The 21,089-nt window shown below is 62.3% G+C and carries 10 protein-coding genes; 5 read left to right on the top strand and 5 right to left on the bottom strand.

Going from position 1 to position 21,089, the window contains the following annotated elements:
• The first annotated feature begins 67 nt into the window (after positions 1-67).
• On the top strand, positions 68-1,714 hold the full coding sequence (locus tag M2400_RS13670) for a SulP family inorganic anion transporter (RefSeq protein ID WP_177120767.1): 1,647 nt from the start codon (positions 68-70) through the stop codon (positions 1,712-1,714).
• 8 nt (positions 1,715-1,722) lie between these two features.
• On the opposite strand, the gene M2400_RS13665 is transcribed toward M2400_RS13670, so the two are convergent.
• Positions 1,723-3,228 carry an FAD-dependent oxidoreductase gene (locus M2400_RS13665; protein WP_259197061.1) on the bottom strand — a complete coding sequence of 502 codons (1,506 nt, stop codon included), beginning with the start codon at positions 3,226-3,228 and terminating at the stop codon, positions 1,723-1,725.
• Between the two features lie 52 nt (positions 3,229-3,280).
• Here M2400_RS13665 and M2400_RS13660 point away from each other — a divergent pair, with 52 nt between their 5' ends.
• The gene (locus M2400_RS13660) at positions 3,281-3,781 is read left to right on the top strand and encodes a MarR family winged helix-turn-helix transcriptional regulator (RefSeq protein WP_259197058.1); all 501 of its coding nucleotides are present in this window, start codon (positions 3,281-3,283) and stop codon (positions 3,779-3,781) included.
• A 55-nt stretch (positions 3,782-3,836) separates the two neighbouring features.
• Here M2400_RS13660 and M2400_RS13655 read toward each other — a convergent pair whose 3' ends face one another.
• Both M2400_RS13655 and M2400_RS13650 read right to left on the bottom strand, forming a co-directional pair.
• Entirely contained in the window at positions 3,837-4,331 is a 495-nt protein-coding gene (locus tag M2400_RS13655; protein WP_017479943.1) for a DUF934 domain-containing protein, read from the bottom strand.
• Positions 4,315-5,973, bottom strand: coding sequence for a nitrite/sulfite reductase (locus M2400_RS13650; protein ID WP_177048435.1), 1,659 nt, complete (start codon positions 5,971-5,973; stop codon positions 4,315-4,317). The genes M2400_RS13655 and M2400_RS13650 overlap by 17 nt, the downstream gene beginning before the upstream one ends.
• Before the next feature lie 451 nt (positions 5,974-6,424).
• Here M2400_RS13650 and M2400_RS13645 point away from each other — a divergent pair, with 451 nt between their 5' ends.
• On the top strand, positions 6,425-7,504 hold the full coding sequence (locus M2400_RS13645) for an ABC transporter substrate-binding protein (RefSeq protein WP_259197056.1): 1,080 nt from the start codon (positions 6,425-6,427) through the stop codon (positions 7,502-7,504).
• A 6-nt stretch (positions 7,505-7,510) separates the two neighbouring features.
• Here the strand turns inward: M2400_RS13645 and M2400_RS13640 are convergent, their stop codons facing one another.
• Positions 7,511-7,726, bottom strand: a complete 216-nt coding sequence (locus tag M2400_RS13640) for a DUF2970 domain-containing protein (protein WP_259197055.1) — start codon at positions 7,724-7,726, stop codon at positions 7,511-7,513.
• Positions 7,727-7,874: 148 nt separating this feature from the next.
• On the opposite strand from M2400_RS13640, the gene M2400_RS13635 reads away from it, so the two are divergent.
• Positions 7,875-14,873, top strand: coding sequence for an NEL-type E3 ubiquitin ligase domain-containing protein (locus M2400_RS13635; RefSeq protein WP_259197054.1), 6,999 nt, complete (start codon positions 7,875-7,877; stop codon positions 14,871-14,873).
• A 46-nt stretch (positions 14,874-14,919) separates the two neighbouring features.
• Here the strand turns inward: M2400_RS13635 and metH are convergent, their stop codons facing one another.
• Complete coding sequence (gene metH / locus M2400_RS13630) at positions 14,920-18,630, bottom strand: methionine synthase (protein WP_177120764.1); 3,711 nt, start codon at positions 18,628-18,630, stop codon at positions 14,920-14,922.
• A 166-nt stretch (positions 18,631-18,796) separates the two neighbouring features.
• On the opposite strand from metH, the gene M2400_RS13625 reads away from it, so the two are divergent.
• Complete coding sequence (locus tag M2400_RS13625) at positions 18,797-21,088, top strand: fatty acid cis/trans isomerase (protein WP_259197053.1); 2,292 nt, start codon at positions 18,797-18,799, stop codon at positions 21,086-21,088.
• Position 21,089: the final 1 nt, after the last annotated feature.

Genomic DNA, 21,089 nt, shown 5'->3' with positions numbered 1-21,089 from the left:
CAATGCAATGATCACGGCCAATTCGCAGACTGCGGATTGGCCGTTTTTTTTGCCAGGGAATTAAGGATTGATCACCAAGCCTGAGAGCGACACCACGCCGAATCGTGCACAAGACTTGCTGGCCGGGCTGTCCATCGCCGGCCTGCTGCTGCCTGAGGCCGTGGCCTATTCCAGCATCGCCGCATTGCCGCCCCAGGCGGGCGTGATCGCCTTGTTCGCCGGGTTGCTGTGTTACGGCCTGTTTGGCACCAGCCGCTTCGCGATTGTCTCCGCCACCTCGTCCTCGGCCGCTGTTCTGGCGGCCGCCACCGCGAGTCTGGCCGGCGACGATCCGGCACTCAGGCTGAGCCTGGCGATGGGCCTGGTGCTGGTGACCGGAGCCTTTTTCCTGCTGGCCGGGTTGCTCAAGCTGGGCGGCCTGACCTCGTTTATCGCCAAGCCCGTGCTGCGTGGCTTTGCCTTTGGCCTGGCGCTGACCATCATCCTCAAGCAACTGGCCAGCGTGGTCGGAGTACACCTGACCGACAACAACCTGATTCGCTTCCTGCCTCAGCTCCTGGAGCAACTGCCGCGCTGGAACTGGGCCGCCGCTGCGGTGGCGGCTGTCGCGCTGCTATTACTGTGGCTGTGCGCGCGAGTCCGGCGCCTGCCGGGCGGTTTGCTGGTGGTGATCCTCGGGATTGCCGCCGGTCAGTGGCTGGATTTGCAGGCCCATGGTGTGGCGTTGATCGGGGTGATTGACCTGCGCCTGGAGTTTGCGCACTTGCCGGTGTTGCCGTTTGCCGACTGGTTGCGCCTCGGGGAGCTGGCGTTTGCCATGGTGATGATTCTTTACGCCGAGTCCTACGGCTCCATCAGTTCTTTCGCCCTCAAGCATGGCGACCGGGTGTCATCCAACCGTGACTTGCTGGCGTTGGGGGCTGCGAACCTGTTGTCCGGGCTGTTTCAGGGCATGCCTGCGGGTGCCGGGTATTCGGCGACGTCGGCTAACGAAGCGGCAGGCGCCAACTCCCGGTTGGCTGGAGCGGTGGCGGCGCTGGTGGTGTTGGCCATCGTGCTGACGGTGTTGCCGCTGGTGGCATTGACGCCGGAGCCGGTACTGGCGGCCATCGTCATTTATGCCTTGGGCCGTGGCTTGAGCCTGCAACCCTTGGGCCGCTATTTCTCCTGGCGCCGCGACCGGCTGCTGGTGATTTGCGCGGTGGCCGCCGTGCTGGTGCTTGGCGTACTGGATGGTTTGCTGGTGGCGGTGGGCATCAGCGTGGTGCTGATGCTGCGGCAGATGTCGTCGGCGGATGTCCGTGAGCTGGGGCGCATCGATGGCGGGCATGATTTTGTCGACCTGCAGCATCATCCAGGTGCCGAACAGATTCCGGGCGTGCTGATTGTGCGTCCCAGCGAAGCGTTGTTTTTCGCGAATGCCGAGCGGGTGCTGGGAGCGGTGTTGCGCTTGATGCGGCGCGCGTCGTCACCGGTTCACAGCGTGGTGCTGAGCCTGGAAGAGTCCCCGGACCTGGACGGCACCAGTATCGAGGCTTTGCAGGCGTTTTTCGTGCAGGTGCAAGGGGAGGGCAAGTGCCTGGTGCTGGCCCGCGTAAGGCATGAGGCGCAGGAGGTGTTGCAGACGCTGCCTGAGGCGTGCGCGCCCCAGGTGTTGATCAGCGGGTTGAGTGTGGACGGCGCGGTGCAGTTGGCCTTGCAGCCAACTGCCTGAGCCCGGAATTAAAACGACTCGGCGCTGAGCCCCACTTGGGCCAGATAGCGGTGCAGCGCCTCAAGGTCGTCATGCGTGATGATCGCACCGACATAGCCATCCGGACGCACCAGCACCCATTCGCCAGGGGCGAGGTTGTAGGCATCCTTGAACTGTCGTTGATCATCCACCAGGTCGCCGCCTGGGCCAAAGCGGTGGATATGCAGCCCGGCGGCAGGCTTCAGCGACCCGCGCCCCACCTCGTAGCCCAACAACGTCCAATGCGCGCCCTGGAACAGCTTGAATAACCGGGACGAATGGCCGGCGGCGTCGCGCAGGGTTGCATCGGGCGCCCGGTCACCGGCGAGCAAGCGCCCGTCACGTTCTGCCGGTTGCAGCGCGAGGCTGGAGTGGGGATACCCGATATCGAGTTGGTGCACTTCGCGGCCACGACGCATGTCGCCGTTTTTCATCCCGTCCAGCAGCTTGGTCGACAAGCCGAGCATCGACGCGGCCACAGGCCGCCGCTCTTCCTCATAGGTGTCGAGCAATGCGTCGGGCGCACCACAGATGACCGCGGCCAGCTTCCAGCCCAGGTTGTAGGCATCCTGCACGCTGGTATTGAGGCCCTGGCCGCCGGTTGGCGGGTGAATGTGGGCGGCGTCTCCAATAAGAAACACCTGCCCGACGCGATAGTGATCGGCGAGCCGCGCATTCATCGTGTAGGCCGACGCCCAGGAGACAGACTGGATGTGAATGTCCTGCCGACCGGTGCGCTGCGCCACCATGGTCATGAGCCCTTCAGCGCTGAGGTCAACTTCTGCGTCCAGTGGAATCGGCGCCTGTACCTGAAACAGCTCGGTCCCCGCCAAGGGGCAGATTGCGATCTGCGCTGTCATGCACTCATTGCTGAACCGGTGCCAGTAGTCCCGTGACAGGCCGGTCATTGCAACGTCGGCCACGATGGCGCGAACGCCGAGGGTTTGCCCGGGAAATCCGATATCCAGCGTGCGCCGTACCACACTGCGGCCACCGTCTGCGCCAACGAGCCAACGCGCGTGAACGCTGTGTTCGCCGTCATGGCCGACCAGATGTGCGGTCACGCCTTGGCTGTCCTGCTCAAAGCCCACCAGCTCGCAGCCAAACTCCGGGCGGTGCCCCAGTTCCAGCAGGCGGTCGCGCATCAGCCCTTCGGTAAGGAACTGCGCCAGCATCAAAGGCTGCTGATAGGGCTCCGCTGGCGTCGGCTCGGACTGCTCGACCACCTTGGCGTCTGTGTGGCTGCCGTCTGCGTTGTATCGCCGCTCGGGCGGGTAGACGCCGCCCGTTGCGATGATGCGGTCGAGAATGCCGAGGTATTCGAAGATTTCCTGGGTTCGCGGTTGAATGCCCTTGCCCCGTGAGCCATGAAACGGCGAGGGGGCTTTCTCGATCAGCCGGAAGGATACGCCCCGTCGCGCCAGCTCGATCGCCAGGGTCAAGCCGGCCGCACCCGCACCACAAATCAGAACGTCGACTGCGCTTTGCTGTTTCATCTGGATCGCCTTTATATGTAATATGCACATATATTTGAGCAAGGAAAAATCCGTGTCAACAGAAAGCGTGCAAAATACACCTATTGGTCGTCAGATTCGCGAGCTTCACGGGGCGTTGATTGAAATTGTCGGCGCCATGAACCGTCCCCAGCGCGACGAAGTGATGGTCCGCGAGGCCGGGATAGCCCTCGATCGGGCACTGTTTCCGCTGGTGGTGCTGGTGGAGCGGCTGGGGCCGATCGGCGTTGTCGAGCTGGCCGACCGCGTGGGGCGCGACTACACCACGGTCAGCCGCCAGGTGGCGAAGCTGGAGAGCCTTGGCTTGGTCGACCGCCAGGAAAGCGCCAAGGACCGCCGGGTGCGCGAGTCGGTTATCACCCCAGAGGGCAAGGCGATGACGGATCGGGTGGATGAGGCGCGGACCCGCATGGGCATGGCTATCTTCGCCAACTGGGAGCCGCAGGATATTGATGACCTGGTGCGGCTGATGGGCAAGTTTGCCGCCGACCTCAACGACGATGCGCTGGTCACGCTCAACCTGGAGAGCGAATAGAAAACCCGGGCAAAAAAATACCCCTCAATGAGGGGTATTCAGACGGCTTTCAGCGTTACCGACGGCGGAACAACGGCAACGGTTCGTCCGTCGCGGCCTGGTAGGTCACCGAGAAGTCCTTGAGGCTTTCCAGCGCTTCGTACGGGTCTTTGTCGGCGCGCAAGGCGAAGGCATCGAACCCGCAGCGGCGCAGGTAGAACAACTGGTCGCGCAGCACATCGCCAATCGCCCGCAGTTCGCCCTTGTAACCGTAACGGTCACGCAGCAGGCGGGCGTTGGAGTAGTTGCGACCGTCGGTGAAGGCCGGGAAGTTCAGGGCGATCACCTGGAAATGCTCCACGTCATCACCGATCTCTTCGGCTTCTTCATCGGCGTCCAGCCACACACCAAGGCCGCCGTCGCGGGCCTTGAGGGCGTGAGCGTGCTCGCGCCACAGGGCCAGCGGCACGATCAGGTCGTCGCAGTTGGAGATGCCATCGAAGCTCGCGTCCTTGGGCAGCAGGTGCCAGGTTTCGTCGACGACTTCGTTGTTCTTAATGATTCGCTGCATAGACGCGCTCCTTGAACAGGTCAATGCCGATGCGCTGGTAAGTGTCGATGAAACGCTCATCTTCGGTGCGCTGTTCAACGTACACGTCGATCAGCTTGCCGATCACGTCAGGCATGGCTTCCTGGGCGAAGGACGGGCCGAGGATCTTGCCCAGGCTCGCATCGCGGCTGGCGCTGCCACCCAGGGACACTTGGTAGAATTCTTCGCCTTTCTTGTCCACGCCCAGGATGCCGATGTGGCCGACGTGGTGGTGACCACAGGCGTTCATGCAACCGGATATGTTCAGGTCCAGCTCGCCGATGTCGAACAGGTAGTCCAGGTCGTCGAAACGGCGCTGGATCGATTCGGCAATCGGGATCGACTTGGCGTTGGCCAGGGAGCAGAAGTCGCCGCCCGGGCAGCAGATGATGTCGGTCAGCAGGCCGATGTTCGGCGTGGCAAAACCCTGCTCGCGCAGCTCGCCCCACAGGGTGAACAGCTGAGACTGCTCGACATCGGCGAGGATGATGTTCTGCTCGTGGGAGGTGCGCAGTTGGCCGAAGCTGTAGCGCTCGGCCAGGTCGGCGACGCCGTCCAGTTGCTTGTCGGTGATATCGCCCGGCGCAACGCCGGTGGGTTTCAGCGACAGGGTCACGGCCACATAGCCCGGCTTCTTGTGGGCCAGGGTGTTGCGGGTGCGCCAGCGGGCGAAACCCGGGTGCTGCGCATCGAGTTCGGCCAACTCGGCGTCCTGATTGCTCAGGGCCTTGTAGTCGGGGTCGACGAAATGCTTGGCGACGCGGTGCACTTCGGCGTCGGTCAGGGTGGTCTGGCCGCCGCGCAGGTGTTCCATCTCGGCGTCGACTTTCTGGGCGAACACCTCGGGGGTCAGCGCTTTTACCAGGATCTTGATCCGGGCCTTGTACTTGTTGTCACGACGGCCATAGCGGTTGTAGACCCGCAGGATGGCGTCGAGGTAGCTCAACAGGTCCTGCCATGGCAGGAATTCGTTGATGAACGCGCCGACCACCGGCGTACGGCCAAGGCCACCGCCCACGAGAACACGGAAGCCGAGCTCGCCCGCAGCGTTATGCACGGGCTCAAGGCCGATGTCGTGCACTTCGATGGCGGCACGGTCCGAGGTCGAGCCATTGATGGCGATCTTGAACTTGCGCGGCAGGTAGGCGAATTCCGGGTGGAAGGTGGTCCATTGACGGACGATTTCACACCACGGGCGCGGGTCGATCAGTTCGTCAGCGGCAACACCGGCGAATTGGTCAGTGGTCACGTTGCGCAGGCAGTTACCGCTGGTCTGGATGGCGTGCATCTGCACGGTGGCCAGTTCAGCCAGGATGTCCGGCACGTCTTCCAGGGCTGGCCAGTTGAACTGGACGTTCTGGCGGGTACTGATGTGGGCGTAGCCCTTGTCGAAGTCGCGGGCAATCTTGGCCATCATGCGCGTCTGACGGGAAGTCAGTTGGCCATAAGGCACGGCAACCCGCAGCATCGGCGCAAAGCGCTGAACATAAAGGCCATTTTGCAGGCGCAGAGGGCGGAACTCTTCTTCGCTCAGTTCACCTGCCAGATAGCGTCGGGTCTGATCACGGAACTGCTTGACGCGGTCCTCGATGATGCGCTGATCGTATTCGTCGTATACGTACATATAGGTCCTGTTCTCGGCAAATCTGCGCGCACGGCCGCGCACTCCCAACGGAGCCGGCGCACGATACCAGTTTGCGTTTATGCGCAAAAGTGATGTTTGAGTATATGCAAATAACCAAATTGACTAATGAGAACCGTTATCGTGATACCCACATTTGTCATGCGGGCAATCATGAACTTTACTGTGCTCGTGTCTTTATGCAATCACCTATAAAACCGACAAGAGGCGATGCTATGAGCAATCCGACCAAAGCCCGCAAAAGTGACAGCAGTGTCGATGCCTGGGCGATCCTGTTCTTGATTATCCTGGTGGTTTCCACTGCCGTGTTCTGGGTCAGCCATCAATAAACGGACGTTACCCGAGCCGGATTGTCGGACAGTCGGCAATTAATCGAGATTGACCGGCCCATAGCCATTATCATGGGCGGTCATTCCGAAGGGCTCAGGCAACGATGTTGAAGGTTCTCTGCAAGTGCTTGCTGGTGCTGAGCACGCCGTTCTGGGCCATCGCCCAGGCGACGTCGGTGGTGTTTCTCAACCCTGGCAATTCGAATGAGACCTTCTGGGTCAGCTACGCACAATTCATGCAGGCCGCCGCCAGGGACCTCGGCCTGGATTTGCGTGTGCGCTATTCCGAGCGCAACCCCGACACCACGTTGTTTCAGGCCCGCGAGGCACTGCAAGGTCCTGAGCGTCCGGACTATCTGGTGCTGGTGAATGAGCAATACATCGCCCCGCAGATCCTGCGTCTGTCCCAGGGCAGCGGGGTCAAGCTGCTGATCGTCAATAACGCCCTGACCGCCGACCAGATCGAGTTGCTCGACGCAGGCAAGTACCCCAACTGGATAGGCAGCCTGGTGGCCAACGACGAACAGGCGGGCTACCTGATGCTCACGCAGTTGCTGCGCCAGCACGGGCCGGTCGCGCCCGGCCAGACCATCGACCTGCTGGCGTTCTCCGGTGCCAAGACCACACCGGCAGCACAATTGCGCGAGCGGGGTTTACAGCGTGCCCTGGCGGACCATCCGCAAGTGCGCCTGCGCCAGTTGGTGTATGGCGAATGGAGTCGCGAGCGAGCCTTCGAGCAGGCAAGGCAACTGTTCAAGCGTTACCCGCAGACGGCGTTGGTGTGGTCGGCCAATGATGAAATGGCCCTGGGTGCCATGGCGGCGTTGCAAGACAGCGGGCGTACGCCGGGCCGGGATGTGTTGTTCAGCGCGGTCAACAGTTCGCCCGAGGTGTTGCAGGCGCGGCTCGATGGCCGTTTAAGCGTGCTGGCGGCCGGGCATTTCACCGTAGGTGGATGGGCGATGGTGTTGTTGCACGACGATGCCAGGGGCCTGGATATCGCCAAGTATGGCGGGCGCGAACGCACGCTGGACCTGTTTCAGTTGATCGACCCGGAGCTGGCGCGCCGCCTGTTGCAGATCAATGCCAGCCAGGCCTACGGCGTCGACTTCCGCGCCTTGTCGGCCCAGGGCAAGCCCGCCGCCTACCGTTACCCGTTCAGCCTGCAACTACTGATGCACTGAGCGCGTTCAAACGCCGGCCAAGTGCAATACCAACTGGACGATGCCAAACAGCGTCAAGGCAAAGATCGCGGTGAACAGAATGCCCAGCACCACAAAGTGACTGGGCTTGCCGTGGGTAAAGTCGCGGGCGCGGTTCTTCCCGCTTTGCACGCCGAAGGCCGCCGCCATGACGCTGTGGAGCATTTGCCAGAAGGTGGGTGGCTTGTTATTGGAGTCGTCCATATGGCCCTCAGCTCGTGGTGACAAGACCGATGCTCCCCACAGGATAGTCAAGTTCCGGCAAAACACCGGTCCATAGCTATCTACTGCCTTGGGTGGCAGCGCGCTCGTTGTACTGGGACTCCTCAACCAGAGTCTCCAGGAGTCACCCATGACCATTTCAACCCCCGCGCCGGAAGAGGGCCTGCACACAGCCCTGATCAAGCAACGTTTACCCTTGTGGGTGGCCCACAGTGCCGGCGCGGATATCCGCCGCCTGCGGGGCGGTTTGCTCCCCGGCCGCGTCCCTGCCGGCCCGCCCCCGGCGTGGCTGACGCATGCACCGGCGGCGCTGCGCGTGGCGCTGAGCGTCAGTCAGCAGCGCAGTCACGCTTCCAACCTGGCACTGGCAAAGTGCATGAAACTGCTCAAGGGACCGACGGAATTTGCCGAGCCACTGTTGTTGAAAGCCTTGAGCGAACGCTTCGGGCAGGCCCCGGACGCCCATAAAAACGCACTGTTCTACCTGCGTTATCGCCAGGCCCCCGTGCAGCACACGCTGCTTCAGGCCGCGCTGTTGAACTTTGAGGGCAATGAAGATTTTTCCGAGGTGGCGTTGGGCGAAACCAGCGCCATTGCCCCCGTCGATGCGCTGGTGACCGATTACGGTGAGTTCAGTCGCGGAGGATGGCCGGCGCGCTATCGCTACACCGAAAAGTTGCCGATCCCGCCGCAGGACTTCTCGACCCTGTGCCGCACCCTGGACCTGGGCCGGCAATACCAGGACCATCTGAAGCAGATATTCGACGCCCCGGACACTGCACCTCAAGTGCGGGCCCGGATGATCCAGGCACAAAAGGACCTGCTGGCCGTGCGACTGCACACCGCGCGCATCAAGCAGGAGGTGAGCGAGTCGTTCTACGCCGTGCTGCTCAAGCTGCTGGCCGGCACCGGCGGCCTCACACTGGACGATCACCCCGTGGGCTACAGCCAACTCTCGGTGCTGGGCTGCCCTTTGGGGGAGGTGGTATTGATTGGCCCGGGCGTCGGGGTTGAGGGTGACGCCGCCAAAGCCTTGGGCTGGAGTGCGCTCCTGACACCGGTGGCAAGCGCGATCGACCTGCTGACAAGTCCCCCCACTTTCGGACGTTTTGTGGCCTGGATTCCCGGAGCACCGCTGTACCCGCTCAAGGAATACCCATCGATGCAGGCGTTTGAAAAGGACCTGGCAATCAACTTGCGCTCATCGGGTTATCAACGCTTGTTGGCCAGCCGCGTACCGCAAGGTGATGCGCCGGCCTTTCTGAAACGCCTGAAAGACAGGCTCCATACCTATCAATGGAATGCCACCAAAGGCTTGTATGAACAGGTCTACGACCAACAGATCAGCTTGAACCTGCGGCAAACACCCATCAGCGGCGAGCTGTTTGGCGACCTCTACGAAAAGCACGTCCAGCGCCTCAAGGACGATGCCCTCAAGCTCGCGGTACCGACCGCTGAAGCAGACCGCAAGGCGGCCCAGGAACGTCATGAGCATTGGTTGAGCCTGGGTATGAACCTGTTGAACGTGGCGGCGTTCTTCGTGCCGGGGTTGGGCGAGGTGATGCTGGCTGTCACTGCGATTCAGTTGGGGCTGGAGGTGTACCACGGCATCGAATCGTGGAAAGAGGGCGACCTGGACGCAGCCTGGGGCCATCTGGAGTCGGTGGCGCTGAATGTGGCCTTCATGGCAACGCTGGGGACGGCAGGTGCGCTGGCCGCCCGCAAGCCGGTGATCCAGGTCTCGAAATGGGTGGACGGCCTGGTGCCGGTCAAGTTGCCCAGCGGTGAAGCCCGGTTGTGGAAGCCCGATCTGGAGCCCTATCGCAGTGACGTGGTACTGGACCCGGACCTCCTGCCCAATGCCCAGGGCCAGTACGAGGTGGAGGGCAAGATCTACGTGCGTATCGGTGATGGTGTGTACGAAAAAGGTTTTGATTCCCGGCTGAAAAAATGGCGAATCAAACACCCCGATAATCCCAACGCCTACCAACCGGAGTTGCACAGTAACCACGCCGGGGCCTGGCGCGCAGTGCATGAGCGGCCACGGGATTGGGAACGCCTGACCCTGCTGCGACGCCTGGGGCACGACACCCTGGGTTTCTCCGACGAAACACTGGCGACCATTGGCGATATCAGCGGTGTGTCCGACGAGGCATTGCGCAAGATCCATATCGATGGTTTGCCCTTGCCGGCGCCACTGGCCGACACGTTGAGGCAGTTCAGGGTCGACCAGGAAGTGGATGAACTGGTCGCCCGGATTCGCAGTGGCGCCGGGCTGGGCCGGCACTACGAACATGTCCTGCCACTGGTGGTCGAAATGCCGCGCTGGCCGGTGGGCCGGGTACTGGAAGTGTTCGAGGGGCCGGAGCCCTGGGGACGCTCCCGGGTGTATGGCAGCCGTGCATCGGCGGCGGATGTGCGGGCCTCGATCAAGATTACCCGGGGTGAGCTGCGCAAAGGCAAGCTGCCTCAACACGTGTTGGCTGATCTTGGCGAGGATGAAACGGCTGAACTGTTGGGCAGCCAGGCGAACGCTACGAGCGGGAGCAAAGAACAGGCCTTCAACGGACGCCTGGCGGATTTTGCGCAGAAGCGCAAAAAGGCTTTGTTCGATAGTTTGTCCCGTCCCATGCAAGCCGGTCTGCCCGATAGTGAGTGGCTTGCACGCCGGTTTCCCATGTTGTCCAGGGACGCGATGGCCGAGGTGTTGGCCCAGGCCAGCGAACAGGATCGCCTGCAAATCCGCACTCAGGGCCGCGTGCCGGCGCGGCTGGACAACCTCGCGCGTGGCGTAGCCCAGCAAGTACGCCTGAGCCGGGCCATTGCCGGTATGCAGCGTGAGGCGCTGGCCGGTGCAGACAGTGACCGGCTGGCGCTGCACAGCCTGGAGCGTTTGCCGGGATGGCCGGGGAACCTGCGGCTGGAGGTGCGCGCCGACAGCATCGGGGGGCGGGTGCTGGACAGCATCGGCCCGGACTCGGCGCCCGTGCGCAGGTACCTGGTCAAGGACGGCGATACCTTTCAGGCCTGCGACGCGAACGGCGCAACCCTTAACGGCAGGGTGCCGGGTAGCCGTAACTGGTTTCAATCAATCATGCACGCATTACCTGATGCCGCACGGCGAGAGCTGGGTGTGCCGCTGGTGAGCCAGGATGCCGAGCTGCAACGGCTACTGGCACAGTATGGGGTGAGTCATCGCAAGCAAATGAGTGAATTTCTCAAGCTGCGGATCGCCCGCTCCAGACCCAAATGGCGCCTGCCGGGCGGGCGCCCGGGCTATGCAATGACGGGCCGTGGTGACGCCTTTGCCGCTGACGCATCACTGGTCGCCAGGGTCTGTGACCTGTATCCCGACCTCAGCGACGAACAGGCCGGCCGTTTTGTACTGGGGCGCCTGAGAGACGGCGACACGACACAGCAGGTGTTCCACCTGTTGACCACTCGCCAGCGTGAATTTGACGGCCTGCGGGCGACCCTGGATGAGTGGGCGCGGGCGGTGGGCGAGCCGCAGTATCTGGCCGCCAGGCGCAGGCAATTGGCCGAGGACCTTATCGCGTGCTGGCGGCAAAATCTGTATCGCGGGATTCGCCCCCATGCCCGGTTGAACCTGCACTGGGAAATCCGCTTGCCGACCTTGCAGGCAGACTTTTCCCATGTGTACGCCTTGCGTCTGCAAGGCCCGGCGATGCTCGGCGAAAACGGCAGCGCCTTGTTCCAGCAATTTCCCGGGCTACGGCAATTGGACCTCTATGTAGCGCAGGCCGAGCTGGGCGCGGTGGGCGAGCGTTTGCGCAACTTGCCGAACATCACCCGTTTGTCGATTGATGGGGACGCGCTGAATTTTGCCAACGGGCTTGAGCCGGTGCTCAATGGCATGCCGCAGTTGGAGACGCTGAGTCTCTGTGGCGCCCTGGAGAGCCTGGACGTGAGCAGCCTGCCAAACCTGGAGACACTGAACGTTTCCGGTTCCCTGGCGACCTTTCCAGAAGGGCTCGCGAGTCTGGAGCGGCTGGTATGGACGAATCTGTCGGGCACCCGCATCAACAGGTTGCCCGAGGCCTTGTTTCAAGGATCGGAACGTGTCTGGCGGGGGTTGCATCTGAACTGGCCAACCTTTGAAACCGAGGACTTCCTGCGGGTGTTTGACTACCTGCACGACCATCCGGCGCATCTGGTGGATGAAGAGCGCTTGGCACAGGGTTATGGCGAGGGCAGTCTTCGCGCGTTGAGGTTCGGCGGGGTGTCGTCGTTCCAGGATATGACGGCAGCGTTCAAGGGGTTGGGGGTGTCGCCACGTGAGCGGGTGCTAGGGGTCAATGCATTACGTAACGAGCACACTGCGCTGGTTGACGAACTGGAGGCTTGGAAGACCCGTGAGTTGCGGGTCGACCGCCGACAAGTGGACTTTTTTTACCGTCAGCGAGCGGCGGAAAATCTGCTGGAGTGCTGGCGCGAAGGGCTCGACCGGCGCACGGGGAGTGATGCCCAGCCAGGCCCGTCGTCGGCGATCAATCCGCGGGTTAGCAGGCTGGATTTGTCGGGAGGCGTGCTGGGGGATTTTCCGCGCTTGCCAACGCAAGGCTTCGCCCATGTGCAGGGTTTGAACCTGGACGGTGTACGTGCCTCCGTCGAGGCGCTGGACGGCGTGCTGGCGCGTTTTACGCAGCTCAACCGGCTGAGCCTGAGGCGCAATAATTTGGCGACCTTGCCGGCAAGGCTGACAGAACTGCGCGGGCTTGAGCACCTGGACCTTACATATAACCAACTGATCCTGACCCCGACCATGCAACAGCAGTTGAGCGGCCTGGGCAGCCTTCAGGAGCTGAGCCTGGCGTACAACCGCGTTGGTCAACTGGCCGTAAGGGGCCTGACTCAGTTGCGCGGTTTGGACTTGAGCCACACCGGTATTACGGCCTGGCCCACCGGAGTGCTGGACTTGCCCCACCTGCGCCGGCTGGACATGAGCCACAGCGCGATTACCCAAGTGCCCGGCGCGGCGCTCGTCGGGCATGATCCATTGATGCGCGGCACCAACCTGCGAGGGTGTCGCCTGAGGCCCCAGGCGCTTGCCGACCTGCAAGGTTTTAGCCCGCGGTCTTCGTCCACGGTGCTTACCGAGCTGCAACGCCACCTGGCCTCGCGCCCGGAGAACGATTCAGTCCTGGGCATTCCTCGTCACTTGCTTGCAGAGGGCCGTACCGGTGGCGACCCTGAATATTTTCCGTTGGAGGTGAGGGACAATCCCGACCTGCTGATAGCACTGCCCCTGGATTCGCCGGGTGGCGAGGCGTCGTTGACGGCGGCGGTCAGGATGCAACGACTCGATCCGGCCTTGAGCGATGCACGAGCCGTGCAGCGCATTGCAGACCTCAGCGCATCGGGGCTGAGCAGCCTCGACCTTGAGGCCCGGTTGACGCAGTGGAGCGCGCAGCATCAGGCGCTCGTCAGGCAATTGAATGACTGGATCGATATTCGCGCCTATCGCGAGGGCGGCGGTTGGGTGAGCCCCGTTGACCGGCGACGAGCGGCGGACCGGCTGCTGGACAGCTGGCGGTACAACCTGCGCACCGAGCCTGAAACCGGGCGCCAGTTGCTGGACTTGTCCGACCTGTACCTTGGGGATCTTCCGCCGGTGGCGCCGCACTTCGCGCATGTCACGACGCTGAACCTGAGCGCGGTGAAACTCACGGAGCAGGGTTCCAACGAGTTTCTGCGCGCATTTCCCCAGGTCCGCAGCCTGATCCTCAGTCACAACGGCCTTAGTCGCTTGCCGGAGGCGGTCAGCGAGTTGTCGGCACTGACCCGGCTGGAGGCTGGCCACAATAACGTGTGGGGCCTTGCCGAGTTGCAGGCGACGCTCAATGAATTGCCGGCCCTGGAGTGGCTGGACCTGAGCGCAAACTCCCTCAGCGGCCTGGACATCTCCCGGCTGCCACAGCTGGAAACCCTCGACCTGCATGGCAACATCCTGGTGGACTGGCCGGTGGGCGTATTGGAGGCCCCGCGCCTGCGCAGCCTCAACCTGAGTAACAATCAGATCGAGAGGGTGCCCGCCGATGCCTGGTATCCCGAACACCTGGCCTTGATGGCGGGGATCAACCTGTCGGATAACCTGCTGCTGGAAGGTGACCTTCGGGTACTGCACGACTATTTGCTCGACACCGGCCACGGCTTGGGGTTTACCGAGGAAGAGATCGACCGCTTGCTGGATGGCTATGAAAACGATGATGAAGCCAATGGCAATGGCCCCGATGACGAGGCACACCCGGAGCAGCAGCCGCCGCAGGAGCAGAAAGACCAGTGGTTTAACGGCGTGCCTGCCGAGTCGGAAAAACATGCCATCTGGGATGAGCTCAAGGCCGCCGAGGGCAGCGCCGACTTTTTCCAGATCATTTCCCAGTTGAGGCACGCCAAGGACTACGAGGTAGACCGTGCCGAGCTTACCCGGCGGGTGTGGGACGTGTTGGAGGGCGCGCATGCACAGCCCGACTTGAGAGACGCGTTGTTTCTCCGGGCGCGCGCCTCGATCGAACAGGTGACCTGTGGTGATGGCTGGATCTTGTTGTTCAGCGATCTTGAAGTGAGGGCTTATGAGTTCAAGGTGCTCCAGACGGTTTCCCCTGGGCAGGAAGGCCTCGGCCTTTTCAGGCTGGCCAGAAGCATTATTCGTCTGGAAGAAGTCGAAGCCACGGCGGAGACCGCCATCAGGCAGCACCCGGGTATCGACCAGGCGGAAGTGCGCCTGGCCTATCGCATCCGGTTGGCGCAACGGCTGGAACTGCCCCGGCAGCCGTCCACCATGATTTACGAAAACTTTTCCGGAGTGACACCCGCGGACATTGACAGCGCCTACACCCGCATCATCGCCAGTGAAAACACACCCGCGTTCACCGACAAGTTGGTGACCCGTGACTACTGGGTGGATTACCTGAAGCGGCAGTACCCCGCCGAGTTTTCAGCGATGGCCAGCGGGCACGCTGCGAGAGTTGAGGCACTCGAAGCGCAGCATACGGACCTGAATCCGGCGTATCTGGCAGCCTCGGTGGCCTTGGACACACAGCGAATCCAAGAGGAGAAGGCGCTGGCGCTGCAATTGACGGCGCGCGAGCGCGCTGCGATGGGTCTGTAAACCTGAAGGGGGCCGGGGGCGGCAGGGCGCCGCCCCCGAGTGTCGATCAGTTGTCGTAACCCAGGTTTGGCGCGAGCCAGCGTTCGGTCACGCTCAGGTCCTGATCCTTGCGGGCGGTGTAGCTCGCCACCTGGTCCTTGTCAATCTTGCCCACGGCAAAGTACTGCGCCTGCGGGTGGGCGAAGTACCAGCCGCTGACCGCCGCTGCCGGGAACATCGCGTAGTGCTCGGTGAGGAACACGCCGCTGCGGCCGGCCTGCATCTCGCGGGCTTCAGGGTCCAGCAGTTGGAACAGCTGGGCTTTCTCGGTGTGATCCGGGCACGCCGGGTAGCCCGGGGCAGGGCGGATACCGCTGTACTGTTCTTTGATCAGCGCTTCGTTATCCAGCACTTCGTCCTTGGCGTAACCCCAGTGCTCTTTACGCACCTGCTGGTGCAGCCACTCGGCGCAGGCTTCGGCCAGGCGGTCGGCCAGGGCCTTGACCATGATCGAGTTGTAGTCGTCGCCAGCGTCCTGATAAGCCTTGGCGACCTCTTCGGCGCCGATACCGGCGGTGGTGATGAAGCCACCGATGTAGTCGGTCACGCCGCTGTCCTTGGGCGCCACGAAGTCGGCCAGGGAGAAGTTCGGCTTGCCGTCGGTCTTGATGATCTGCTGGCGCAGGTGATGCAGTTTGGCAATCGGCTGGCCGTCGTCGCCGTAGACTTCCAGGTCATCGTCCTGCACCTGGTTGGTCGGCCAGAAGCCGAACACCGCGCGGGCGCTGATGAGTTTTTCGTCGATCAGCTTCTTGAGCATTTCCCGAGCATCGGCGTACAACGCGGTGGCGGCTTCGCCCACCACTTCATCGGTGAGGATGCGCGGGAATTTGCCGGCCAGGTCCCAGGAGATAAAGAACGGCGTCCAGTCGATGTACTCGGCCAAAACGTTCAGGTCGATATTGTCCAGCACCTTGGAGCCGGTAAACGTCGGCTTGACCGGAGCGTAGGTGCTCCAGTCGAACTGCGGCTTCTTGGCAATCGCGGCCGGGTAGCTCAGGCGCTCGGTGCGAGCGCTGCGGTTGGAGGTGCGCTCGCGTACGTCGATGTATTCCAGGCGGGTTTTTTCAACGAACGCCGGCTTCAATTCCTTGGACAGCAACTGCGTCGCCACGCCCACGGCGCGGGAGGCGTCGGTGACGTAGATCACCGCGTCATTGCTGTACTTGGGCTCGATCTTCACCGCCGTGTGGGCCTTGGAGGTAGTGGCGCCGCCGATCATCAGTGGCAGGTGGAAATCCTGGCGCTGCATCTCGCGCGCTACGTGCACCATCTCGTCCAGGGACGGGGTGATCAGGCCGGACAGCCCGATAATGTCGCACTTCTGTTCCTTGGCCACCTGCAGGATTTTCTCGGCCGGCACCATCACGCCCAGGTCAACAATGTCATAGCCGTTGCAACCCAGCACCACGCCGACAATGTTCTTGCCGATGTCGTGCACGTCGCCTTTTACCGTAGCCATCAGGATCTTGCCCTTGGCTTCCGGCTTGTCGCCTTTTTCCAGCTCGATGAACGGGATCAAGTGGGCCACGGCCTGTTTCATCACCCGGGCGGATTTCACCACCTGGGGCAGGAACATTTTGCCGGCGCCGAACAGGTCGCCGACGATGTTCATGCCGGACATCAGCGGGCCTTCGATCACTTCGATCGGGCGCGCGAACGACTGCCGGGATTCCTCGGTGTCTTCGACGATGTGGGTGGTGATGCCCTTGACCAGCGCGTGTTCCAGGCGCTTGTTCACCGGCCAGCCGCGCCATTCTTCGGTCTCGGCTTCCTTGACGCTGCCGTCGCCCTTGTACTTGTCGGCAATGGCGAGGAGGGCGTCGGTGCCTTCCGGGGTGCGGTTGAGCACCACGTCTTCCACCGCGTCCCGCAGTTCGGCCGGGATCTGGTCGTAGATTTCCAGTTGGCCGGCGTTGACGATACCCATGCTCAGGCCGTTGCGGATCGCATACAGCAGGAACACCGAATGGATCGCCTCACGCACCGGGTTGTTGCCGCGGAACGAGAACGACACGTTGGACACGCCGCCCGAGGTCAGTGCATACGGCAGCTCGTCGCGGATGTAGGCGCAGGCGTTGATGAAGTCGACGGCGTAGTTGTTGTGCTCCTCGATACCGGTGGCCACCGCGAAGATGTTCGGGTCGAAGATGATGTCTTCCGGCGGGAAGCCGACTTCATTCACCAGGATGTCGTAGGAGCGTTTGCAGATTTCTTTCTTGCGCGCTTCGGTGTCGGCCTGGCCGGCCTCGTCGAACGCCATCACCACCACCGCCGCGCCGTAGCGCTTGCACAGCTTGGCGTGGTGAATGAACTGCTCGACGCCTTCCTTCATGCTGATGGAGTTGACGATGCCCTTGCCCTGGATGCACTTGAGGCCGGCTTCGATCACTTCCCACTTGGAGGAGTCGATCATGATCGGGACGCGGGAGATGTCCGGCTCGCCGGCAATCAGGTTGAGGAAGGTCACCATGGCCTTCTTCGAGTCCAGCATGCCTTCGTCCATGTTGATGTCGATCACCTGGGCGCCGGCTTCCACCTGCTGCAGGGCGACTTCCAGGGCTTCGGTGTAGTTGTCTTCGCGGATCAGGCGGGCGAAGCGGGCGGAGCCGGTGATGTTGGTGCGCTCGCCGACGTTGACGAACAACGAGCTGCGATCAATCGTGAACGGTTCCAGGCCCGACAGGCGGCAGGCCTTGGGGATGTCCGGGATCGGGCGCGGCGCATAACCGGCCACGGCCTTGGCGATGGCTTCGATGTGGCCCGGGGTGGTGCCGCAGCAGCCGCCGACGATGTTGAGGAAGCCGCTCTGGGCGAACTCTTCGATGACCTTGGCGGTTTCCGACGGCAGTTCGTCGTACTCGCCGAACTCGTTGGGCAGGCCGGCGTTCGGGTGCGCGGAAACGTGGGTGTTGGCCTTGTTCGACAACTCTTCCAGGTACGGGCGCAGCTCGCTGGCGCCCAGGGCGCAGTTGAGGCCCACGGACAGCGGCTTGGCGTGGCTGACCGAGTTCCAGAACGCTTCGGTGGTCTGGCCCGACAGGGTACGGCCGGAGGCGTCGGTGATGGTGCCGGAGATCATGATCGGCAGTTCGACGTTCAACGCCTCGAACACGCCCTGCACCGCGAAGATCGCGGCCTTGGCGTTGAGGGTGTCGAAAATGGTTTCGATCAGGATCAGGTCGGCGCCGCCTTCGATCAGGCCTTTAGTGGCCTCGGTGTAGTTTTCCACCAGTTCATCGAAAGTCACGTTGCGGTAGCCCGGGTTGTTCACATCGGGAGACAGCGAACAGGTACGGCTGGTAGGGCCGAGCACGCCGGCGACGAAACGCGGCTTGGCCGGGTTTTCCAGGGTCTTGGCGTCGGCGATCTTGCGCGCCAGGCGTGCGCCTTCTACGTTTAATTCGTAGGCCAGCTCTTCCATGCCGTAGTCGGCCATGGAAATGCGCGTGGCGTTGAAGGTGTTGGTTTCCAGGATGTCGGCGCCGGCATCCAGGTAGGCTTTTTCGATGCCGCCGATCACGTCCGGACGGGTGATCACCAGCAGGTCGTTATTGCCCTTGACGTCGCTCGGCCAGTCGGCGAAGCGTTTGCCACGGTAGTCCTGCTCTTCCAGCTTATAGCTCTGGATCATCGTGCCCATGCCGCCGTCGAGGATCAGGATGCGTTCCTTGAGGGCTTGGTGGAGGGCTTGCAGGCGAGCGCTACGATCGGGCATGGGACTACTCTGGTCAGGTATTACGGAGGGCGAAGATCATAACAAACCTGTGCGCTTTTAGAGCATGTGCAGGTTTTGCATGAATATCGCTCATGTTGGTGAGGGCTGCAGGTCGGTAGAATTGCGTAGGATTTTTTACTGCACGCATTGAATCGGGACCGGGAACATGTCACTTCGCCTCATCGTCAGCGCCGCGTTTGCGCTGTTCGCCCTCACCGCACAGGCAGAAGGTCCCGCTCCGGCGATCTCTTATACCCGTGATATCCAGCCGATCTTCACCGAGAAATGTGTGGCCTGCCACGCCTGCTATGACTCGGCCTGCCAGCTCAACCTGGGCAGCGCCGAAGGGGCCGCACGTGGCGCGACCAAAGTGCCGGTGTACGACGGCGAACGCAGCCAGGCCAGCCAACCGACGCGCTTGTTCTATGACGCCTTTGGCAAGGCGGCCTGGCAGCAAAAGGATTTCTACTCGGTGCTCGACGCCCAGGGCAGCCAGGCCGCACTGATGGCGCGGATGCTGGAGCTGGGGCATAACGCGCCCTTGCAGCCCAACGCCAAGCTGCCCGACGACATCGTGCTGGGCCTGAACCGCGAAAACACCTGCCCGATGCCGGGCGAGTTCAACGCCTACGCTGGCAGCCACCCCAAGGAAGGCATGCCGCTGGCGGTCACCGGCCTGAGCGACCAGCAATACCAGACATTGCAACGCTGGCTGGCCTCGGGTGCCCCGATCGACGAACAAGGCCTGGCGCCGAGCGCCAAGGAAGCCTTGCAGGTGCAGCAATGGGAAAACCTGTTCAACCAGCCCGGCGCCCGGGAAAGCCTGGTGGCGCGCTGGTTGTTCGAGCATCTGTTCCTGGCCCACATCTACTTTGAAGGTGGCGAACCGGGGCATTTCTTCCAGTGGGTACGTTCGCGTACACCCAGCGGCCAGCCGATCGACCTGATCAACACCCGCCGCCCCAACGACGACCCGGGCACCCAGATTTACTACCGCCTGTGGCCGGTGCAGGGCGTGATCGTGCACAAGACCCACATCACCTATCCGTTCAGTGCCGAGAAAATGGCCCGGATCAAGTCGCTGTTCTACACCGACGACTGGCAGGTGCACGCCTTGCCGGGTTACGGGCCGGGCCGCCGGGCCAACCCGTTCGAGACGTTTGAAGCGATTCCAGCCAAGGCGCGCTACCAGTTCATGCTGGATAACGCCGAATACTTCGTGCGCACCTTTATTCGCGGGCCGGTATGCCGGGGCCAAATCGCCACGGACGTGATCCGCGACAACTTCTGGACCTTGTTCCAGGACCCCGACCACGACCTGTACATCACCGATGCCCGCTACCGCGGCCAGGCCACGCCGCTGCTGGCGATGCCAGGGCAAATTGATGATGTGGGCAGCGTGCTCAGCCTCTGGATCAAATACCGCGACAAGCGCAATGAGTACGAAGCGCTTCGCCGTGACAGTTACGCCGACGTGCCGCCGCCAAGCTGGTCGAGCCTGTGGGCCGGCAATGACAACGCGCTGCTGACGATCTTTCGCCACTTTGACAGTGCGTCGGTGACCAAGGGCCTGATTGGCGAAGTGCCGCAGACGATGTGGCTGTTCGACTACCCGCTGCTGGAGCGCACCTATTACCAGTTGGCGGTGAACTTCGATGTGTTCGGCAACGTCTCCCATCAGGCCCAGACCCGCCTGTACTTTGACCTGATTCGCAACGGCGCCGAACAGAACTTCCTGCGCCTGATGCCGGCCGACAGCCGCGATGACTTTATGGACGACTGGTACCAGAACAGCGGCAAGATCAAGCTGTGGCTGGACTACGAAGCGATTGACGACGATAAGCCTACGGGGCTGCATCTGGATGAAAAGGATCCCAAGCGCGACTTTGCCAATCAATTACTCGGCCGTTATGGCGACCTGAACGCCAGCCCGGACCCGATCAACCGCTGCACCGGCGCCTATTGCTCGCGCGACGGTATCGACCCGGCGTTGCAGGACGCCGAGCAAGCATTGAGCCGCCTGACGTCGCGGCCGGCGGCGGGGCTTAAAGTCATCGACCAGTTGCCCGAAGCCACGATGCTGCGTATTGAAACCGCCGGCGGCAAACGGGTGGTCTACAGCCTGCTGCGTAACCGCGCGCACAGTAACGTGGCGTTTCTGCTGGGTGAGGCCTATCGCTATCAACCGGGGCTGGACACGCTGACGGTCTACCCAGGGGTGCTCAGCAGCTACCCGAATTTCATGTTCAATATCCCTGCACAGGAAGTGCCCGAATTCGTTGCGCAGATGGAGCGCGCCAAGGATGCCAATCGGTTTGGGAAGATTGTCGACCGCTGGGGCGTTCGGCGCAGCCACCCGTTGTTCTGGCAGTATTTTCACGATTTATCGCAGTACATCCGCGACACTACGCCCCTGGAAGACGGCGTGCTGGACATGAATCGCTACGAGAACCTTTAAG

The sequence above is a fragment of the Pseudomonas sp. BIGb0558 genome, assembly GCF_024807515.1.
GTDB classification, from domain to species: domain Bacteria; phylum Pseudomonadota; class Gammaproteobacteria; order Pseudomonadales; family Pseudomonadaceae; genus Aquipseudomonas; species Aquipseudomonas yamanorum_A.
The sequence above is the reverse complement of the archived record's forward strand: the minus strand, read 5'-3'. Positions and strand labels throughout refer to the sequence as shown.

Coding starts and splice junctions, on each gene's coding strand:
- M2400_RS13665 (WP_259197061.1), bottom strand. CDS start 3,228: ATGAAACAGCAAAGCGCAGTCGACGTTCTGATTTGTGGTGCGGGTGCG.
- M2400_RS13655 (WP_017479943.1), bottom strand. CDS start 4,331: ATGCAGCGAATCATTAAGAACAACGAAGTCGTCGACGAAACCTGGCAC.
- M2400_RS13650 (WP_177048435.1), bottom strand. CDS start 5,973: ATGTACGTATACGACGAATACGATCAGCGCATCATCGAGGACCGCGTC.
- M2400_RS13645 (WP_259197056.1), top strand. CDS start 6,425: ATGTTGAAGGTTCTCTGCAAGTGCTTGCTGGTGCTGAGCACGCCGTTC.
- M2400_RS13640 (WP_259197055.1), bottom strand. CDS start 7,726: ATGGACGACTCCAATAACAAGCCACCCACCTTCTGGCAAATGCTCCAC.
- M2400_RS13635 (WP_259197054.1), top strand. CDS start 7,875: ATGACCATTTCAACCCCCGCGCCGGAAGAGGGCCTGCACACAGCCCTG.
- metH (WP_177120764.1), bottom strand. CDS start 18,630: ATGCCCGATCGTAGCGCTCGCCTGCAAGCCCTCCACCAAGCCCTCAAG.
- M2400_RS13625 (WP_259197053.1), top strand. CDS start 18,797: ATGTCACTTCGCCTCATCGTCAGCGCCGCGTTTGCGCTGTTCGCCCTC.